The sequence below is a fragment of the Collimonas silvisoli genome, assembly GCF_018305005.1.
Lineage (GTDB): Bacteria > Pseudomonadota > Gammaproteobacteria > Burkholderiales > Burkholderiaceae_D > Collimonas > Collimonas silvisoli.
The window spans coordinates 1-13827 of record NZ_JAGQEG010000049.1 but is presented as its reverse complement, the minus strand read 5'-3'; the positions used below and the strand labels follow the sequence as shown (position 1 = coordinate 13827).

Below are 13827 nucleotides of genomic sequence, written 5' to 3'. Positions count from 1 at the left end.
TGGATGTTAAAACATCTTTGCAAATTGCTGTGCAGCATCGGTTATGATTTCTCTGATATTTGTTAATCGAGCAGAGGTGAGCCATGAGATTCCCTGTTTCTGTGATGTGCGGATTGCTGTTTGCGCAATCCGTGCCGGCGTTTGCGGCGCTCGGCGCGGCTGTCGGTCCGGCCGCCGGCGTGGCCCAGGCCCAGGCCGATAGCGCGAGCGCCAAGGTCAGCGCTCGCGTGACCAACTACAACGGCTATTCGGTCAGTGAAGTGGTAGAGCCCTCGGGCACCACGGTGCGTGAATACATAGGGCCGGATAACGTGGTGTTTGCCGTCAGCTGGCAAGGACCGAGCATGCCGAATCTGCAGCAATTGCTGGGCAGTTATGCCGATCAATATGTGAGCGCAGCCAGTGAGCCGCATGCGGGCCGGCGTGCGGTAGCAATTCAGTCGGATCAACTGGTATTGCATTCCGGCGGCCATATGCGCTCCTTCGCCGGCAGCGCTTATGTGCCTGCCTTGTTGCCGCAAGGCGTGACCCCTGACAATATTCGCTGAGTGGAGACGACCATGCGGATGACCACGCGCTTTTCGATGTATCTGCTATGCCTGCTCAGCAGTCTGCTCTTGCTCGCCTGCGGCGGTGGCGGCGGTTCTGGCAGCAGTCCGACCCCAACCCCGACGCCGCAACCGGTCCAGAATGTCCAGGCCATAGTCATCGATAGCGGCCCCTCGGCTGCCTCCGGCTCAATCAACTCGCCCTATGTCACGCTCACCGTCTGCCAGCCCGGCAGCACGGCCCAATGCCAGACCATCGACCACATCCTGGTCGATACCGGATCGAGCGGCTTGCGCATCATCTCGTCAGTCCTGGCCGGCAATATGACGCTGCCTGCGGTGACTAACGCCAGCGGCAATCCCTTGGCCGAATGCGCGCGCTTTGCCGACGGTTATAGCTGGGGTTCGGTGAAACAGGCTGATTTGCGTATCGCCGGCGAAGTTGCCAGCGGCATCTCGGTACACATCATCGGCGATAACGTTTTTCCGTCAGTGCCTACCGGTTGTTCCGGCAGCCTGGTTGCGGAAAACACGGTGGCGGCGTTCCATGCCAACGGCTTGCTGGGCATCAGTTCCTTTCTCCAGGATTGCGGCGCCGCCTGCGCCAGCCAGGCGCTGGAAGGGTGGTACTACACTTGTCCAGGTGCGAGTTGCAGTGCTACCACGCTGGCGTCAGCCAAGCAGGTGGGTAATCCGGTAGCGGCTTTCGCGCAGGATAACAACGGCACTGTGATACAGCTGCCGGCAGTCGGCGACAATGGCGCAGCGGGTGTCACCGGGTCGCTGATTTTCGGCATCGGCACGCAAACCAATAATGCACTTGGCAGCGCCAGCGTCTATACCTTGAATAGTGCGGGCAATCTGAGCGCCTTGTATCAGGGGCAGGTCATGCAGGCTTTTTTTGACAGCGGTTCGAATGGATTGTTCTTTGCCGATTCGACTATCCCCAACTGCACCAGGAGCAAGGGCTTTTATTGTCCTTTGGCCACGCTGAGCCGGAGTGTGACGAATACCGGCTTGAACGGGCGCAGCGGCAGCGTCAACTTCAATGTGGTCAATGCGGATTCCCTGTTCCAGTCCAACCCGAATAATACGGCGTTCAACAATCTGGCCGGCGGCGCGGCTTTCTCTTCGTTTTTCGATTGGGGGCTGCCATTCTTCCTTGGCCGTTCGGTCTATACCGCGCTTGAGGGCGTCTCGGCTGGCGGCACGACAGGGCCATACGTAGCCTATTGAACGGTCGTTGAGGGGCTTGGCTGTGAATGATCCGAAGGGCGCAGCGATGCGCCCTTTTTCTTGCCTGACTTATTGCCCAACTTGTTATTCAACTCATTGTTCAACTTAACGGCTCGGTAAAAAAAGCGACGGATCTACAGGTTTTCCCTGGCGCCGGATTTCGAAATACAGTTTGACCGCGTTGCTGTCGGACTTGCCCATCTCGGCTATTTGCTGACCCTTGCGGACCATTTGCCCCTCTTTGACGACGATGGTTTTGTTGTGGGCGTAGACCGATAGCAGTTTGCTGCTATGTTTGATGATGACAAGATTGCCGTAGCCGCGTATGCCGCTGCCGGAGTACATGACCTTGCCGGCGGCGGCGGCCAGCACCGGCTGTCCGAGCTGGCCGAAAATGTCTAAGCCTTTTTTCCCTTGACCGACGCCGCCGCTGGATTGGCCGCTTGCCGGCCAAGTCCAGTCGACCGGATCTTTTTCGTCGCCGGCTGCCGCCGCCGTATCTGCACTGTCAACGCTGCGCGGCGTGGTTTTGCTGCTGGCTGCACTGGCGCTGCGGGCGCCCTGAGGCAAGACCCGCAATACCTGATCGACCTTGATGTCATTTGGGTCCGACAACTTGTTCCAGGCGATGATGTCGCTATTGCTGCGCCGGAATTTGCGCGCGATGCTGGATAAGGTGTCGCCTTTTTGCACCGTGTAATAGCCGGGTCCGCTCGGCTGTGCGGGATTGGAGTCAGGGCCGGACGGCGTGCTGCAGGCGGCGAGAGTGGCCAGCAGGATCAACGCAAGGCCGCAATGCTTGATTCCGTTTTGTTTTTTCGAGCTGGATGCTGCGGTATTCTGGACCAACAATGGCGTTCCTCTGATCAATCGATCTCACTTTAGTTAAATAATCACCGGCGCCTTCGGGCCAGTGCGCGTCTTCTGACCTTGTTTGGCTTAACTAGTTGCGTGCTCTGCATTCACTACACAGTGAAACCTGCATTTGTTGCTGTTTTTTCTAGAGGCTTGAGAATATCTCAATTATGACGACGGGGTAAATGCCGGTCGCAGCCCTGATCCCTCCATGTCAGATTGTCTCCCGACGCCGGGCCGTTGAGAGTGCCTATCTTTTGATGTCGATAGAGCAATTAATTGTTCCTGTCCCGAAGCCCTTGTTACGTTACATGTAACGTATCAATTGCAACCCGGCACTTTGCTTCGCGAGTCGCTCAGGCTAGTGTGAGAAATTTCTTAGTCATTGATTTATAAGGATTTATTGCTTTCTGGAATAGAAAGTCGTGGTGTGACTTTTTCCTTTGCTTAGAGATTTTCCTGGTGGCATGTTCTTTGCGAAATAGACAAGCAGGAACAACTGCTTCGAACTTTCAATAAGAGGAAATGCACCATGAATACATCGCAAAAGGGTAGCTTGATTGTCGCGTCGTTGTTATTGACCAGTATGCTCGCCGGCTGCGCCAGCGGCGGCGGGAGTCTGGGTAAATCGCTCGGCTCGACATCGGTAGCGGGAGCAAGTCAGGGCGCTGCAGGCGGCACTGGTGCGGGAGGCGGTGATGGCGGCGGAACCGGCTCGGGCAGCGGCGGGGGTTCTGACGGAAGTGCCGGCACTGGCGGCGGAAGCGGTGGTACGGGCGGTGGAAGTGGTGGCACAGGCGGCGGAGATGGCGGAACAGGTGGCACAGGTGGTACAGGCGGCGCTTCGGGTAAATTTCTTTCTCGGGTCGGTGGCTCCGTATCCGACACAGCTGCTGCGTTGGATACGATAGGCAATACTGTCATCAATAACGTACCGCTGTTGCCGACGCAGGCAAAAACCGGTTTGGGCGGCGTGGTTGATAACGGCGCCGGCATTGTTTCCACCGTCGGCGCCGGCATCGGCAACGGCCTGGGTCAGCTCGGCACTAACCAGAATGCGCTCGGCACAACTCTCGGCAGTACAGGCGGCGTTGTCACGCAAACGGGGAACACGCTACAGAGCGCCGGGCAACTGGTGGCTGGATTGGGAAGCGGACCGCTGGCGCCATTGGCAGCCGTGACCACGCCGGCAGGCGGTTTGCTAACCCAGGTCGGTACTGCAGTCTCCGGATTGGGGGCGCCGTTGACCGGCGCCTTGACTAGTGGTCCGGTGCAACAGATCACCCAGACCGTCAGTCAGGCGATTGTGCCGCTGACCAGCACGGTGACCACCTTGACACAGACCGTCGGCAACGCAACCGGCCTCAACCAGCCCGTGAATACCTTGCTGGCGGCGGTGGGCGGCGGCGTCAACACTGTTGGGGGCGCGCTGACTGGCGCCAAAGTACCTGGGGTCAGCAGCCTGGGTCCAGTAACGAGTAATGCCGGCGGTACGGTGGCTGGCCTTGGCACGAACGCCTTGGTTGGTACCGGTCAGCCTCTGCTCGGCAACAAGACCGGCGGTTTGCTGCAGCCTTTGAATAACGTGCTTACCGGTGTGGCCGGCGGATTGGGCGGCGCTGCCGGCGGCAGTCCGTTGGCTCCGGTAACTGGCGTACTGAGTGGTGTGACCGGCGCCGTCGGCGGTGCAACGGGTTCCGGTAGCAGCCCACTGGCTCCGGTCACTAATCTGGTCGCTGGCTTGACTGGTGCGGTTGGCGGCGCAAGCGGCTCGACCGCCAGTCCTTTGGCTCCGGTCACCAATCTGGTGGCTGGCCTGACCGGAGGCAAGGGCACAACAGGAACCACCAGCACTCCATTGGCGCCAGTGTCAGGTTTGCTTGGCGGATTGTTGGGGGGAGTTAAGAAATAATAATTGCGTTGCCAGCTTGCTCCAGGGAAGCGCTGGCAGTACGCCAGGCTCCCTTATTTCAAGATTGGCGAATCAAGTGGCGCAGGAAGGCAAGGGCTGAAGTCTTGTATCAAAACTACCTGAGGTGGGATCATGAGAGCCGAACAAATAGTCGATCTGATCGCTTGCGCCAGCCCACAAGCACAGGTCCCGGGAAATGATCTGCTGATAGGCATGCTGGCACGTGAGATTGCTGCGCTGTCGTACAAGCTGACCGAGCAGGAATTGTTTCGCCTGATAGCCGTTGGCTCGCTGGTGTATGAACGCGGACGCCGCGGCAGGATTTGAAATGACACCCGTCTAATGCAGATCGGCACTGGAGCAAACACGATTACGACCGGCTGATTTCGCAGCGTACAGTGCCTTGTCTGCTGCCTGGATCAGATCAAAAGGAATATTCCCATCCCTGACCGGGACGAAGGCGTCGACACCGGCGCTGATCGTCACTACACCGGCCGGGCCATTGGGATGTTCGATCTGCAGATTGTAGATGGCGAGACGAATCTTTTCTGCCACGGCGATGGCGCCGGCCAGATTGGTGTCGGGCAGCAAGACTGCCATCTCTTCGCCGCCGTAACGCGCGGCCAGGTCGCCCGGACGGTTTTTACTGGCTTCTACGACTTTGCTGATCTGCCGCAGGCATTCGTCTCCGGCCAGATGTCCGTAAAAATCATTGTATTGTTTGAAGTAATCGACATCGATCATCACCAGCGCCAGTGAATTCGCGGTGCGCATGGCGCGGCTGAATTCGTCGCGCAGCGCGCTGTCGAACTGGCGGCGGTTGGCGATGCCGGTCAAGCTGTCTTGCAAGGCAAGCTGCTCCAGATGCCGGTTGAGGGTTTTCAGCGATTCCTGGACCCGCAGCAGATCGGTCTCTGCCAGCAAGCGCAGTTGAATCTGATGAATCAGGCGCCAGCCGAGCAGGCCCAGGGCCAGCGTCAGCAGCATGGCGCCGAACAGGTGCAAATAAGTGTCGGCGCGCCAGTCGGCCAATACCTCGTCCTTTGAGCGGGCGACGGTGACGAACAGCGGATATTTTTCCAGATGGCGATAGGCGATCAGCCGTTCCACGCCATCCTGGCCGGCCTTCATGACGGCAGTACCGGCAGCGCTCCTTGATGCGTAATCGCGATAGATAGGGTTGTTAGACAAATTCTTGCCGATCGTATCGTCCATCATCGGCCGTCTTACCAGCATGGTGCCGTCATTCAGGCTCAGAAAAATGGAGCCGAGGCGGCCGATATCGAAGCTTTCGTAATAGGTCTTGAAATAGTCGATGTTGATGGTGCCCAAAGCCAGGCCGGCGAAACTGCCGTCAGGATGGTTGAAGCGCCTGGATACGGTGACTACCCATGCGCCGGTGGATCGGCTGCGTATCGGCGGCCCGATATATGGTCCGCGTCCAGAATGGCTGCGATGATATTGGAAGTATTGGCGATCGGAGTTGTTGACGACCGGGATCGGGCCGCTGCGGGCGTTGACCAGCCAGTTGCCGCTTTCATCGTAAATCGACAGGTCATTGAGTTGCGGCAGTTCGGCGATATGCTGGATCAATAGTTTATGCAGGCGCTCCAGCGAGGCGCCGCCGGTACCTTCCACTTCGAGGCGTTCAATCACGCCTACCAGGACGGTGTCGGCTTCCTTTATCGTGTCGTCGGCATGCTGCGACAAGGCGCGCGCCAGATTGGATGTCGCAATTTCGGTATCGCGCAATTCGATGTCACGTGCATTCCAGCTGCGCCACACTTCGACTGTCATCAACGAGACGCAAACCAGCGCCACGAAAATGATCGCAAGAAAGGTGATCGGCAGCGCCTTAAGTTTGAAATGCGCCGGCGGATGCGCAATCGCGATGGGAATGTTCATCGTCTCTCCAGACAATAACGCACTGGTCCATTCTTCAGTTTGGCCTTATGCCCTTGCGATATTCGGTCGGAGAGGTCCACATATGCTTGCGGAACAATTTAGCGACATGCTCGCCGCTGAATAAGCCGCAGCGGCGCGCTATCTTGTCTACCGGCAGATCGGTCTCGGTCAATTGCTGGCGCACCGCTTCCAGGCGCAGGTTCAGCAGGAAATCATGCGGCGTCTGGCCGGTTTCACGCTTGAACTGCCGCACAAAATTACGCTCGCTCATGGAAACAAAATTGGCGGCGTCGACCACGCTCACGGAGTCCGCAAGATGCTCGACAAACCAGAGCGAGGCTCTGTGGATCTTGCTGCTCTTGGCGGGAGCGCTGGCTGGCGAGGCTGGTTTGAGCGAAGGCGTATCGCGCCTGCGCTGGCATACCACCAGGCTTTGCGCTACACGCTGCGCAACCGCCGGGCCGAGATCGTTTTCCAGCAAGCGCAGCGCCAGATCGGCGGCCATGCCGACGTCGCAAGACGTGAAAATGCCGTCGTCTTCGCTGATCAACGCTTCGCGGTCAATTTTAATCAGCGGGAATTCACGCGCCAGCTTGTCCTGCAGCGCCCAATGCGTGGTGGCGCGGCGATGATTCAGAAAGCCGGCGGCGCCGATCACGAACACGCCGGTGCAGATCGCGGCGATACGGCGTACGCTGCTACGCATTTGCTGTAGCCAGGCGATCAGATCGGGATTTCGGTAGGCGTCGAAATTTCCAGTGCCGCTGGCAACGAGCAGTGTGTCGAACTGATGTTTGTCGAAAGATGCTAGCGGCGCGGTCATGATCTGCACCGAGGCGGACGACATGATCATGCCGCCGGAGATGGAAAGAATCGAGACGGCGTAACGCGTGGCGCCTGGGAACACCGTCGAAATCAGCTTGTCGCCGATGCCGAAAACATCTGCTGCGCCCACCACGTCAGCCAGTACGACCCCTTCAAAAACGATGATCCCTATGTGCCTGGTTGAGCAGCCGTCGTCTATCACCTCAAGTGTCTTTGTGCACTCGATATCCATGTGATTCTCCCCGAGAGCAATCTACCTTTGTGCATTGCTGGAACGCAATTTTTTATTGGTAAATTACTATTTCCCATTCTGCTACAAAATAAGATTTTGTCCAGCGAATGATTGTTAAATATAGTTGGTTCTGTGACGTATCAACATAAGATTTTTTACGGTAACAAAAAATCTCGTGATGAAATTTCTCCTGTGCACTAATGTTAATTTCCATCAAGCATTTAATGAAATCGGAAACCGTTTTTTACCCACCTGAACTCAAGCAATATGGCGCGCGGAGTTGTCTCCCCCAAGCCAGTTGCTTGCATTCATTCAATTAGAGGAACCGTAGTGCTCATGCATACCCCTCTTGTCGTCCAGTGCGTCTTGCAAGCGAGAATTTTCCAGCGTCAATTCAGCCACAATCTGTTTCAGCTTGGCGTTTTCTTCTAGCAGGCACTTCATGTCTTGCGGATAACCTTGCAGGCCGCCGTATTGCCTCTTCCAGTTGAGGAAGGTGCGCTCGGTAATTCCAGCTTGCCTGATCACATCGGCCAACGGCATGCCAAGCTCCTCTTGTTTGAGAGCGGCAGCAATTTGGTCGCTTGAGAATGGCGTGCGTTTCATGGCATCCCCTCGCGTCTCTTTTTAGTGATCTTTTAATGCCGATAGATCTGGCAATTTGTCCAGGCCGAGTCGGGCGCGTATTACGGGATCCTTGTACTGATCGCCGATGTTGCCGACACTGTTTTGGCCGATGATGCCGGTTGACGCTGCCGCGGGTGCAGCCGGAGCGGCAGGTCCTGCGGCCCTCTCCATGCCAGGGCAGGAGCGTCCGGTCGACTCAACCGCTTTCCGGTTGGCTTCACTTTGGCACAGCAAGGCGAGTGCAACGTCATTTAAACCCATCGCGCGGAATTCTCTGGAATCGAGCCTGCGTACGCAAGCTTGATCGACCATGGTGCTGCCGCCGGTTGCGCCGAAGCCCGTGAAGGACAGGCCGAACGATGCCGAACCCATGCAGGTGTCAGACAAGGTCGTGGTCAACGATGGCGCGACAATATTCGGCACGGTCTTGACGGAATAGCTGCCGCCATAGTCAACCGTGGTTTTGGTGTTGTTGGGACTGCTGCCTGGATCGCCCGCAGCGCTGCCGGATCCGGTTCCAGTTCCGCTTGCAGTGCCGCCTGCTCCGGTTCCAGAAGTTCCAGAGCCCCCAGAGCCCCCAGAGCCTCCAGAGCCTCCAGAGCCTCCAGAGCCTCCAGTGCCTCCAGTGCCTCCAGTGCCTCCAGTGCCTCCGGACGCCGGTAAGATCGGCAAGGAAACCGACACGCTCACCGTCGAATTGCCGCCGGTCCCAGAGCCGCCGGTTGCGCTGCCGCCATTGGTGGCCGACGCGCCATATGTGCCCGATATCGTGTTCGAAGCCGTACCGCCTGACGCAGTACCGCCTGACGCCGAACCGCCGACGCCGCCGGCGCCGCCAACCGCGGTTGCGGTAGATGTGGAAGTGGTTGTAGGCGTGGTCTGTGCAAGAGCTGGCAATGTAAAGGCCGAGGCTACCAGGATACCTATAAGTTTGCGTTTCATGGCTTCTCCATCGTAGTGATTGGTTTGACAAACGAGAGGGAAAAATTTCTTTTCCCATCCCGCAATTCATCGGTAGCCGAGCCGCTGATTGTTGTTATTAATATTGATTACCTGCGCCTGCCTTCGATACGGCAGTGCCGCCGTTGCCACCGTTGCCAGCAGTTGCATTACCAGAGGAGGCGCTGCCGGCGAACACAAAGTTCCCGGCTGAGCCGCCGGTATTGCTGGCGGCAATCGATGCGTCCGAGTTGCCGGTATGGGTGTAGTTGGTTCCGCCACCCGCAACCGCATTGCCGTTATAGGCTTGTGTGCCGCCGGTAGCGCTGGTTATGCCGCTGCCGCCACCGGCGCCGCCGCCAGTCGTTGCGCCAGCGGCAGTTGCACCGCCAGTTGCCGAGCCGCCGCCGGCGCCGGTCCAGTTGTTGCCGCTGGTGGCTGTGCCCCCAGTGATGGTTTGGCTTGCATTGCCGCCAGTGGCTGTGCCCCCCGTAGCCGATCCGCCTATAGCGCCGCCCGCCGTTGCAGATCCACCTGCGCCGCCTGCGCCGCCAATCGACACCGCAGTTGCGACGCTGGTGGTGATGGTTGTGACGGCAGTTGTACTTGAACCGGAACCGGAACCGGAACCTGATCCTGAAGATTCATGAGCGAATGCAGAGACGGCGAACAGTGAAACTACGGATGCAGCAATAATTTGCTTTTTCATTTCTGATTCTCCTTGGAGCGGGGCATCATTCACTAGAGTGTCCCGTCTATGCGCCCCTAGCCATAGACAAGCGTTACCACATGTGAGGGTCATATCGGCAACGCGTCGGGCAGAAGATGTTCGCTTGATTGGAGCGAGCTTCTTATGCGGCAACAAGCGCTGCGAGTGCCTCACTGAACCAAAACGGAAATGTCTTTTTTCGACAAGGCAAAGCGTGACCGGAGAGAGAGCGGGAAAATGGAGCCGATCAGCGCCAGGCTCGTCGAACCAATGCTTTTGCGCTGATCTGATAATAGGATTGCAAAATCGAATGCTTACGACAAAACCTTGTCAGGTTCGGACAGCTGGAATGGCGGATGTGGATATTTTTTTGATCACAACCGCATGTGAGCGCTAACAAAAAATGCTTAAGAACACATTGCATTCGTGGCGCCTCCACGCACATCTTCAAGAGTAGCGATGCGCGGAAATTTCGTTGCTAATTCGTTGATAATACTTGTTGTCCGTTTTTGACAAGCAGGCAAAAAAAAGTCTCATGGGTTTTAGTGGGCGGTCGCCGATTGGCGGTCCTCCACGAGATGGAGACAGGATGGCTTGCATGAAAAAAGAAACTTGGTCTACGTCTCTCGTCGTTATCGGATATATTGCCGGATGCAAACAGATGTCCTGATGTTTGATGTTCATCCAAATCGAAAAAAAACAATTATGAATATTGCCGAACTTTTTTTGCTTGCCGCCATCTGGGGCGCGTCGTTTCTTTTCATGCGCGTCGGCACCCCGGAATTCGGCCCGGTGCCGCTGATTGCCTTACGGGTGGGGATAGCGGCGCTGGTGCTGTTGCCGGTACTGCGTTCCGCCGCAGCCCGCAGCCATTTGCGTAGCAAGGCGTGGCCGATGCTGATTGTCGGCGTCACGAATTCGGCCTTGCCGTTTTCACTGTTCGCCTACTCGACCTTGTATCTCAGCGCCGGTTTCGATGCAATCCTGAACGCCACCGTGCCGCTGTGGACCGGCCTGATTGCTTTCATCTGGCTGAAAACGCCAATGAGCCGGCCGCAAATTATCGGCATGCTGGTCGGTTTGGTGGGCGTGATTACGTTGGTGTCGGACAAGATCGGCGCCGGCGTGTCCAGCGTGTGGCTGGCGATAGGCGCGGTATTGCTGGCCACGCTGTCCTACGGTTTTGCCATCAATTACTCGAAAACGCGGCTGGCAGGCGTGCCGCCTTTTGTTGTCGCCTGCGGTAGCCAGCTGGCGGCAACCCTGGTGCTGTTGCCGCTGGCAATATGGTATTGGCCCGCCGCACCTGTTTCTGCCACGGCGTGGTATTCGGTGCTGGCGTTAGGGGTGGTTTGTACCGGCATCGCCTACGCGATTTTCTATCGTTTGCTAGAGCATGTGGGCTCGGCGTACGCCGCCTCCGTGACCTTCCTGATTCCTATCTTCGGGGTGATCTGGGGGGCGATTTTTCTGAAAGAAGAAGTCACTGCGCCCATGCTGATCGGTTGCCTGATCGTGTTGCTTGGGACGGCTTTGGCGACCGGCAAGCTCGATCTGTCCGGCTATCTGGGTAGTAAAGTAGCGAAGTAAAGTGCTCAAGTAAACTCTGGTCTCTGCGCCGTTGGGGGCGGCGCTATAAGTGAATATATGCAACATGTCAGTCGCTAGTGTGTCGTTTTCGCGGCGTCAAGCAGCATTAGTTGCCTGCTTCTATGGCATAATCAAGAGCTAAATTCACTGTTTTGCGCAGTCTCGAAGCTGCCCCGGATCATGCTTAAAACGCTCTACGATAAACTTTGGGAATCCCACGTCGTCCATACCGAGCAGGATGGCACGGCGATTCTGTATATTGATCGACATCTTTTGCATGAGGTTACCAGCCCTCAGGCTTTCGAAGGCCTGAAGCTGGCCGGCCGCAAGCCATGGCGGCTGCCGGCCAACCTGATGGTGGCCGACCATAACGTGCCGACCACCGGCCGCGCCAACGGCATTGCCGATCCGGTCTCGCGTTTGCAGGTGGAAACCCTGGACGCCAACGCCAAGACCTATGGCCTGACTTATTTCGGCATGAACGACCATCGTCAAGGCATCGTCCATGTGATCGGGCCCGAGCAGGGCGCAACCTTGCCGGGCATGACTGTGGTCTGCGGCGATTCCCACACCTCGACCCATGGCGCTTTCGGCTGCCTGGCGCATGGCATCGGCACTTCCGAAGTCGAACATGTGCTGGCTACCCAACCCTTGCTGACCAAGAAATCGAAATCGATGCTGGTGCAAGTCGACGGTGCGATTCCTGACGGCGTTACCGCCAAGGACATCGTGCTGGCCGTGATCGGCCGCATCGGCACCGCCGGCGGCACCGGTTATGCAATCGAATTCGCCGGTTCGGCGATTCGCGCCTTGTCGATGGAAGGCCGCATGACGGTATGCAATATGGCGATTGAAGCCGGCGCCCGCGCCGGCATGATCGCGGTCGACGATACTACGCTGAACTATGTCAAGGGCCGGCCGTTCTCGCCGGCCGGGCCGCATTGGGAACGCGCCGTGGCTTACTGGCGCACCTTGCATTCCGATCCAGGCGCCAAGTTCGACATGGTGGTGACACTCAACGCCGCCGAGATCAAACCGCAGGTGACTTGGGGCACCTCGCCTGAAATGGTGGTGGCGATCGATGGCCGCGTGCCTGATCCGGACAAGGAAAAAGACGCCACCAAGCGCGACGGCATGGAAAAAGCGTTGGCCTATATGGCGCTGAAACCGAATACCGCGATGGAAGATATCCGTATCGACAAGGTGTTCATCGGTTCCTGCACCAATTCGCGGATTGAAGATTTGCGGGCGGCGGCGGCAGTGGTGCGCGGCAAGTTCCGTGCTTCCAACGTCAAGCTGGCGATGGTGGTGCCGGGCTCCGGACTGGTCAAGGAACAAGCCGAGCGCGAGGGTCTGGACAGGATTTTCAAGGACGCCGGCTTCGAATGGCGCGAGCCGGGCTGCTCTATGTGTCTGGCCATGAATGCCGACCGGCTCGAACCGGGCGAACGTTGCGCCTCCACCTCGAACCGCAATTTCGAAGGCCGCCAAGGCGCCGGCGGCCGCACCCACCTGGTCAGCCCTGCGATGGCGGCAGCGGCTGGCATTGCAGGCCATTTTGTTGATATTCGTTCGCTATAACTAATTTCGAAGGACAAAGATGAAAAAAATAGTCACCCTATGCGTTTTGCTGGCCAGCGTCTATGCGCTGAGCGCTTGCAATACTTTCCACGGCTTTGGTAAAGATGTGGAACACGTCGGCGAGAAAATTCAAGGCAAGTGATCACCTCGCGCAAGCGGGGATGGCAGATTGGAATGAAGAAATGAATAAATTTACCGTACTGGATGGTTTGGTGGCGCCGCTGGACCGCGCCAATGTCGATACCGATGCGATTATCCCCAAGCAGTTCCTGAAATCGATCCAGCGCACCGGTTTCGGTCCGAATCTGTTTGACGAATGGCGTTACCTGGATCATGGCGAGCCAGGCATGGACAATTCGCGCCGCCCGCTCAACCCGGAGTTCGTCCTCAATCAGCAACGCTATCAGGGCGCGTCGATTCTGCTGACCCGCAAGAATTTCGGTTGCGGTTCGTCGCGCGAGCATGCGCCGTGGGCGCTGGATCAATACGGTTTCCGCGCCATCATCGCACCCAGTTTTGCCGATATTTTCTTCAATAACTGCTTCAAGAACGGCTTGTTGCCGCTGGTCCTGCCCGAGGCGCAGATCGACCGCCTGTTCGATGAAGTCAAGGCGTTCCCGGGCTATCGCCTGGTGATCGATCTGGAAAAGCAATTGGTCAGCACGGCCAACGGCAGCCTGGCTTTTCCGTTCGAAGTGGGCGAATTCCGCAAATACTGCCTGCTGAACGGTCTCGACGACGTCGGCCTGACCTTGCGCCAGTCCGACAAGATCCGCGAATTCGAAGAGCGCCATCTGTTTGCGCAGCCTTGGTTGAGCAACACCATTTAAGAAGCTTGTCGGCCACGGATATTTTTTGAATCATTCAA

The 13827-nt window shown here is 57.5% G+C and carries 15 protein-coding genes; 9 read left to right on the top strand and 6 right to left on the bottom strand.

Going from position 1 to position 13827, the window contains the following annotated elements:
- Positions 1 to 83 precede the first annotated feature (83 nt).
- Both KHU33_RS14490 and KHU33_RS14485 read left to right on the top strand, forming a co-directional pair.
- Complete coding sequence (locus KHU33_RS14490) at positions 84 to 548, top strand: DUF2844 domain-containing protein (RefSeq protein ID WP_211464089.1); 465 nt, start codon at positions 84 to 86, stop codon at positions 546 to 548.
- 12 nt (positions 549 to 560) lie between these two features.
- Positions 561 to 1784, top strand: a complete 1224-nt coding sequence (locus KHU33_RS14485) for a DUF3443 domain-containing protein (protein ID WP_211464087.1) — start codon at positions 561 to 563, stop codon at positions 1782 to 1784.
- Positions 1785 to 1889: 105 nt separating this feature from the next.
- Here KHU33_RS14485 and KHU33_RS14480 read toward each other — a convergent pair whose 3' ends face one another.
- A complete protein-coding gene (locus tag KHU33_RS14480) occupies positions 1890 to 2633 on the bottom strand; it encodes a LysM peptidoglycan-binding domain-containing M23 family metallopeptidase (RefSeq protein WP_230414273.1) in 744 nt (247 codons plus the stop codon).
- A gap of 538 nt (positions 2634 to 3171) precedes the next feature.
- On the opposite strand from KHU33_RS14480, the gene KHU33_RS14475 reads away from it, so the two are divergent.
- Both KHU33_RS14475 and KHU33_RS14470 read left to right on the top strand, forming a co-directional pair.
- On the top strand, positions 3172 to 4551 hold the full coding sequence (locus tag KHU33_RS14475) for a collagen-like triple helix repeat-containing protein (protein WP_211464083.1): 1380 nt from the start codon (positions 3172 to 3174) through the stop codon (positions 4549 to 4551).
- 132 nt (positions 4552 to 4683) lie between these two features.
- A complete protein-coding gene (locus tag KHU33_RS14470; RefSeq protein ID WP_211464081.1) occupies positions 4684 to 4878 on the top strand; it encodes a hypothetical protein in 195 nt (64 codons plus the stop codon).
- A gap of 12 nt (positions 4879 to 4890) precedes the next feature.
- Here KHU33_RS14470 and KHU33_RS14465 read toward each other — a convergent pair whose 3' ends face one another.
- The 4 genes from KHU33_RS14465 to KHU33_RS26420 all read right to left on the bottom strand — a co-directional run bounded on the left by KHU33_RS14465 (position 4891) and on the right by KHU33_RS26420 (position 8563).
- Positions 4891 to 6456 carry a sensor domain-containing diguanylate cyclase gene (locus KHU33_RS14465; RefSeq protein WP_211464079.1) on the bottom strand — a complete coding sequence of 522 codons (1566 nt, stop codon included), beginning with the start codon at positions 6454 to 6456 and terminating at the stop codon, positions 4891 to 4893.
- Between the two features lie 34 nt (positions 6457 to 6490).
- Entirely contained in the window at positions 6491 to 7513 is a 1023-nt protein-coding gene (locus KHU33_RS14460; protein WP_211464076.1) for a GlxA family transcriptional regulator, read from the bottom strand.
- A 312-nt stretch (positions 7514 to 7825) separates the two neighbouring features.
- A complete protein-coding gene (locus KHU33_RS14455; protein ID WP_211464075.1) occupies positions 7826 to 8119 on the bottom strand; it encodes a transposase in 294 nt (97 codons plus the stop codon).
- A gap of 21 nt (positions 8120 to 8140) precedes the next feature.
- Positions 8141 to 8563, bottom strand: coding sequence for a hypothetical protein (locus KHU33_RS26420; protein WP_230414277.1), 423 nt, complete (start codon positions 8561 to 8563; stop codon positions 8141 to 8143).
- Between the two features lie 211 nt (positions 8564 to 8774).
- On the opposite strand from KHU33_RS26420, the gene KHU33_RS26415 reads away from it, so the two are divergent.
- Positions 8775 to 9098 (top strand): hypothetical protein, encoded by a 324-nt coding sequence (locus KHU33_RS26415; protein ID WP_230414276.1) that lies wholly within the window; start codon positions 8775 to 8777, stop codon positions 9096 to 9098.
- 81 nt (positions 9099 to 9179) lie between these two features.
- Here the strand turns inward: KHU33_RS26415 and KHU33_RS14445 are convergent, their stop codons facing one another.
- Positions 9180 to 9788: a hypothetical protein gene (locus KHU33_RS14445; protein WP_211464073.1), complete on the bottom strand. Its 609-nt coding sequence runs from the start codon at positions 9786 to 9788 to the stop codon at positions 9180 to 9182.
- 705 nt (positions 9789 to 10493) lie between these two features.
- Between KHU33_RS14445 and KHU33_RS14440 the strand changes: the two genes are divergently transcribed.
- The 4 genes from KHU33_RS14440 (at position 10494) to leuD (ending at position 13789) form a co-directional block, all read left to right on the top strand.
- Positions 10494 to 11378 carry a DMT family transporter gene (locus tag KHU33_RS14440; RefSeq protein WP_211464071.1) on the top strand — a complete coding sequence of 295 codons (885 nt, stop codon included), beginning with the start codon at positions 10494 to 10496 and terminating at the stop codon, positions 11376 to 11378.
- 180 nt (positions 11379 to 11558) lie between these two features.
- Positions 11559 to 12959: a 3-isopropylmalate dehydratase large subunit gene (leuC, locus tag KHU33_RS14435; protein ID WP_211464069.1), complete on the top strand. Its 1401-nt coding sequence runs from the start codon at positions 11559 to 11561 to the stop codon at positions 12957 to 12959.
- A 19-nt stretch (positions 12960 to 12978) separates the two neighbouring features.
- Positions 12979 to 13101: an entericidin A/B family lipoprotein gene (locus tag KHU33_RS14430; RefSeq protein WP_092431761.1), complete on the top strand. Its 123-nt coding sequence runs from the start codon at positions 12979 to 12981 to the stop codon at positions 13099 to 13101.
- A gap of 40 nt (positions 13102 to 13141) precedes the next feature.
- Positions 13142 to 13789: a 3-isopropylmalate dehydratase small subunit gene (leuD, locus tag KHU33_RS14425; RefSeq protein WP_211464067.1), complete on the top strand. Its 648-nt coding sequence runs from the start codon at positions 13142 to 13144 to the stop codon at positions 13787 to 13789.
- Positions 13790 to 13827: the final 38 nt, after the last annotated feature.

Bases quoted from the DNA above. Each gene is read 5' to 3' on its own strand.
- KHU33_RS14490 (WP_211464089.1), top strand. From the start codon at position 84: ATGAGATTCCCTGTTTCTGTGATGTGCGGATTGCTGTTTGCGCAATCC.
- KHU33_RS14485 (WP_211464087.1), top strand. From the start codon at position 561: ATGCGGATGACCACGCGCTTTTCGATGTATCTGCTATGCCTGCTCAGC.
- KHU33_RS14475 (WP_211464083.1), top strand. From the start codon at position 3,172: ATGAATACATCGCAAAAGGGTAGCTTGATTGTCGCGTCGTTGTTATTG.
- KHU33_RS14470 (WP_211464081.1), top strand. From the start codon at position 4,684: ATGAGAGCCGAACAAATAGTCGATCTGATCGCTTGCGCCAGCCCACAA.
- KHU33_RS14465 (WP_211464079.1), bottom strand. From the start codon at position 6,456: ATGAACATTCCCATCGCGATTGCGCATCCGCCGGCGCATTTCAAACTT.
- KHU33_RS14460 (WP_211464076.1), bottom strand. From the start codon at position 7,513: ATGGATATCGAGTGCACAAAGACACTTGAGGTGATAGACGACGGCTGC.
- KHU33_RS14455 (WP_211464075.1), bottom strand. From the start codon at position 8,119: ATGAAACGCACGCCATTCTCAAGCGACCAAATTGCTGCCGCTCTCAAA.
- KHU33_RS14445 (WP_211464073.1), bottom strand. From the start codon at position 9,788: ATGAAAAAGCAAATTATTGCTGCATCCGTAGTTTCACTGTTCGCCGTC.
- KHU33_RS14440 (WP_211464071.1), top strand. From the start codon at position 10,494: ATGAATATTGCCGAACTTTTTTTGCTTGCCGCCATCTGGGGCGCGTCG.
- leuC (WP_211464069.1), top strand. From the start codon at position 11,559: ATGCTTAAAACGCTCTACGATAAACTTTGGGAATCCCACGTCGTCCAT.
- KHU33_RS14430 (WP_092431761.1), top strand. From the start codon at position 12,979: ATGAAAAAAATAGTCACCCTATGCGTTTTGCTGGCCAGCGTCTATGCG.
- leuD (WP_211464067.1), top strand. From the start codon at position 13,142: ATGAATAAATTTACCGTACTGGATGGTTTGGTGGCGCCGCTGGACCGC.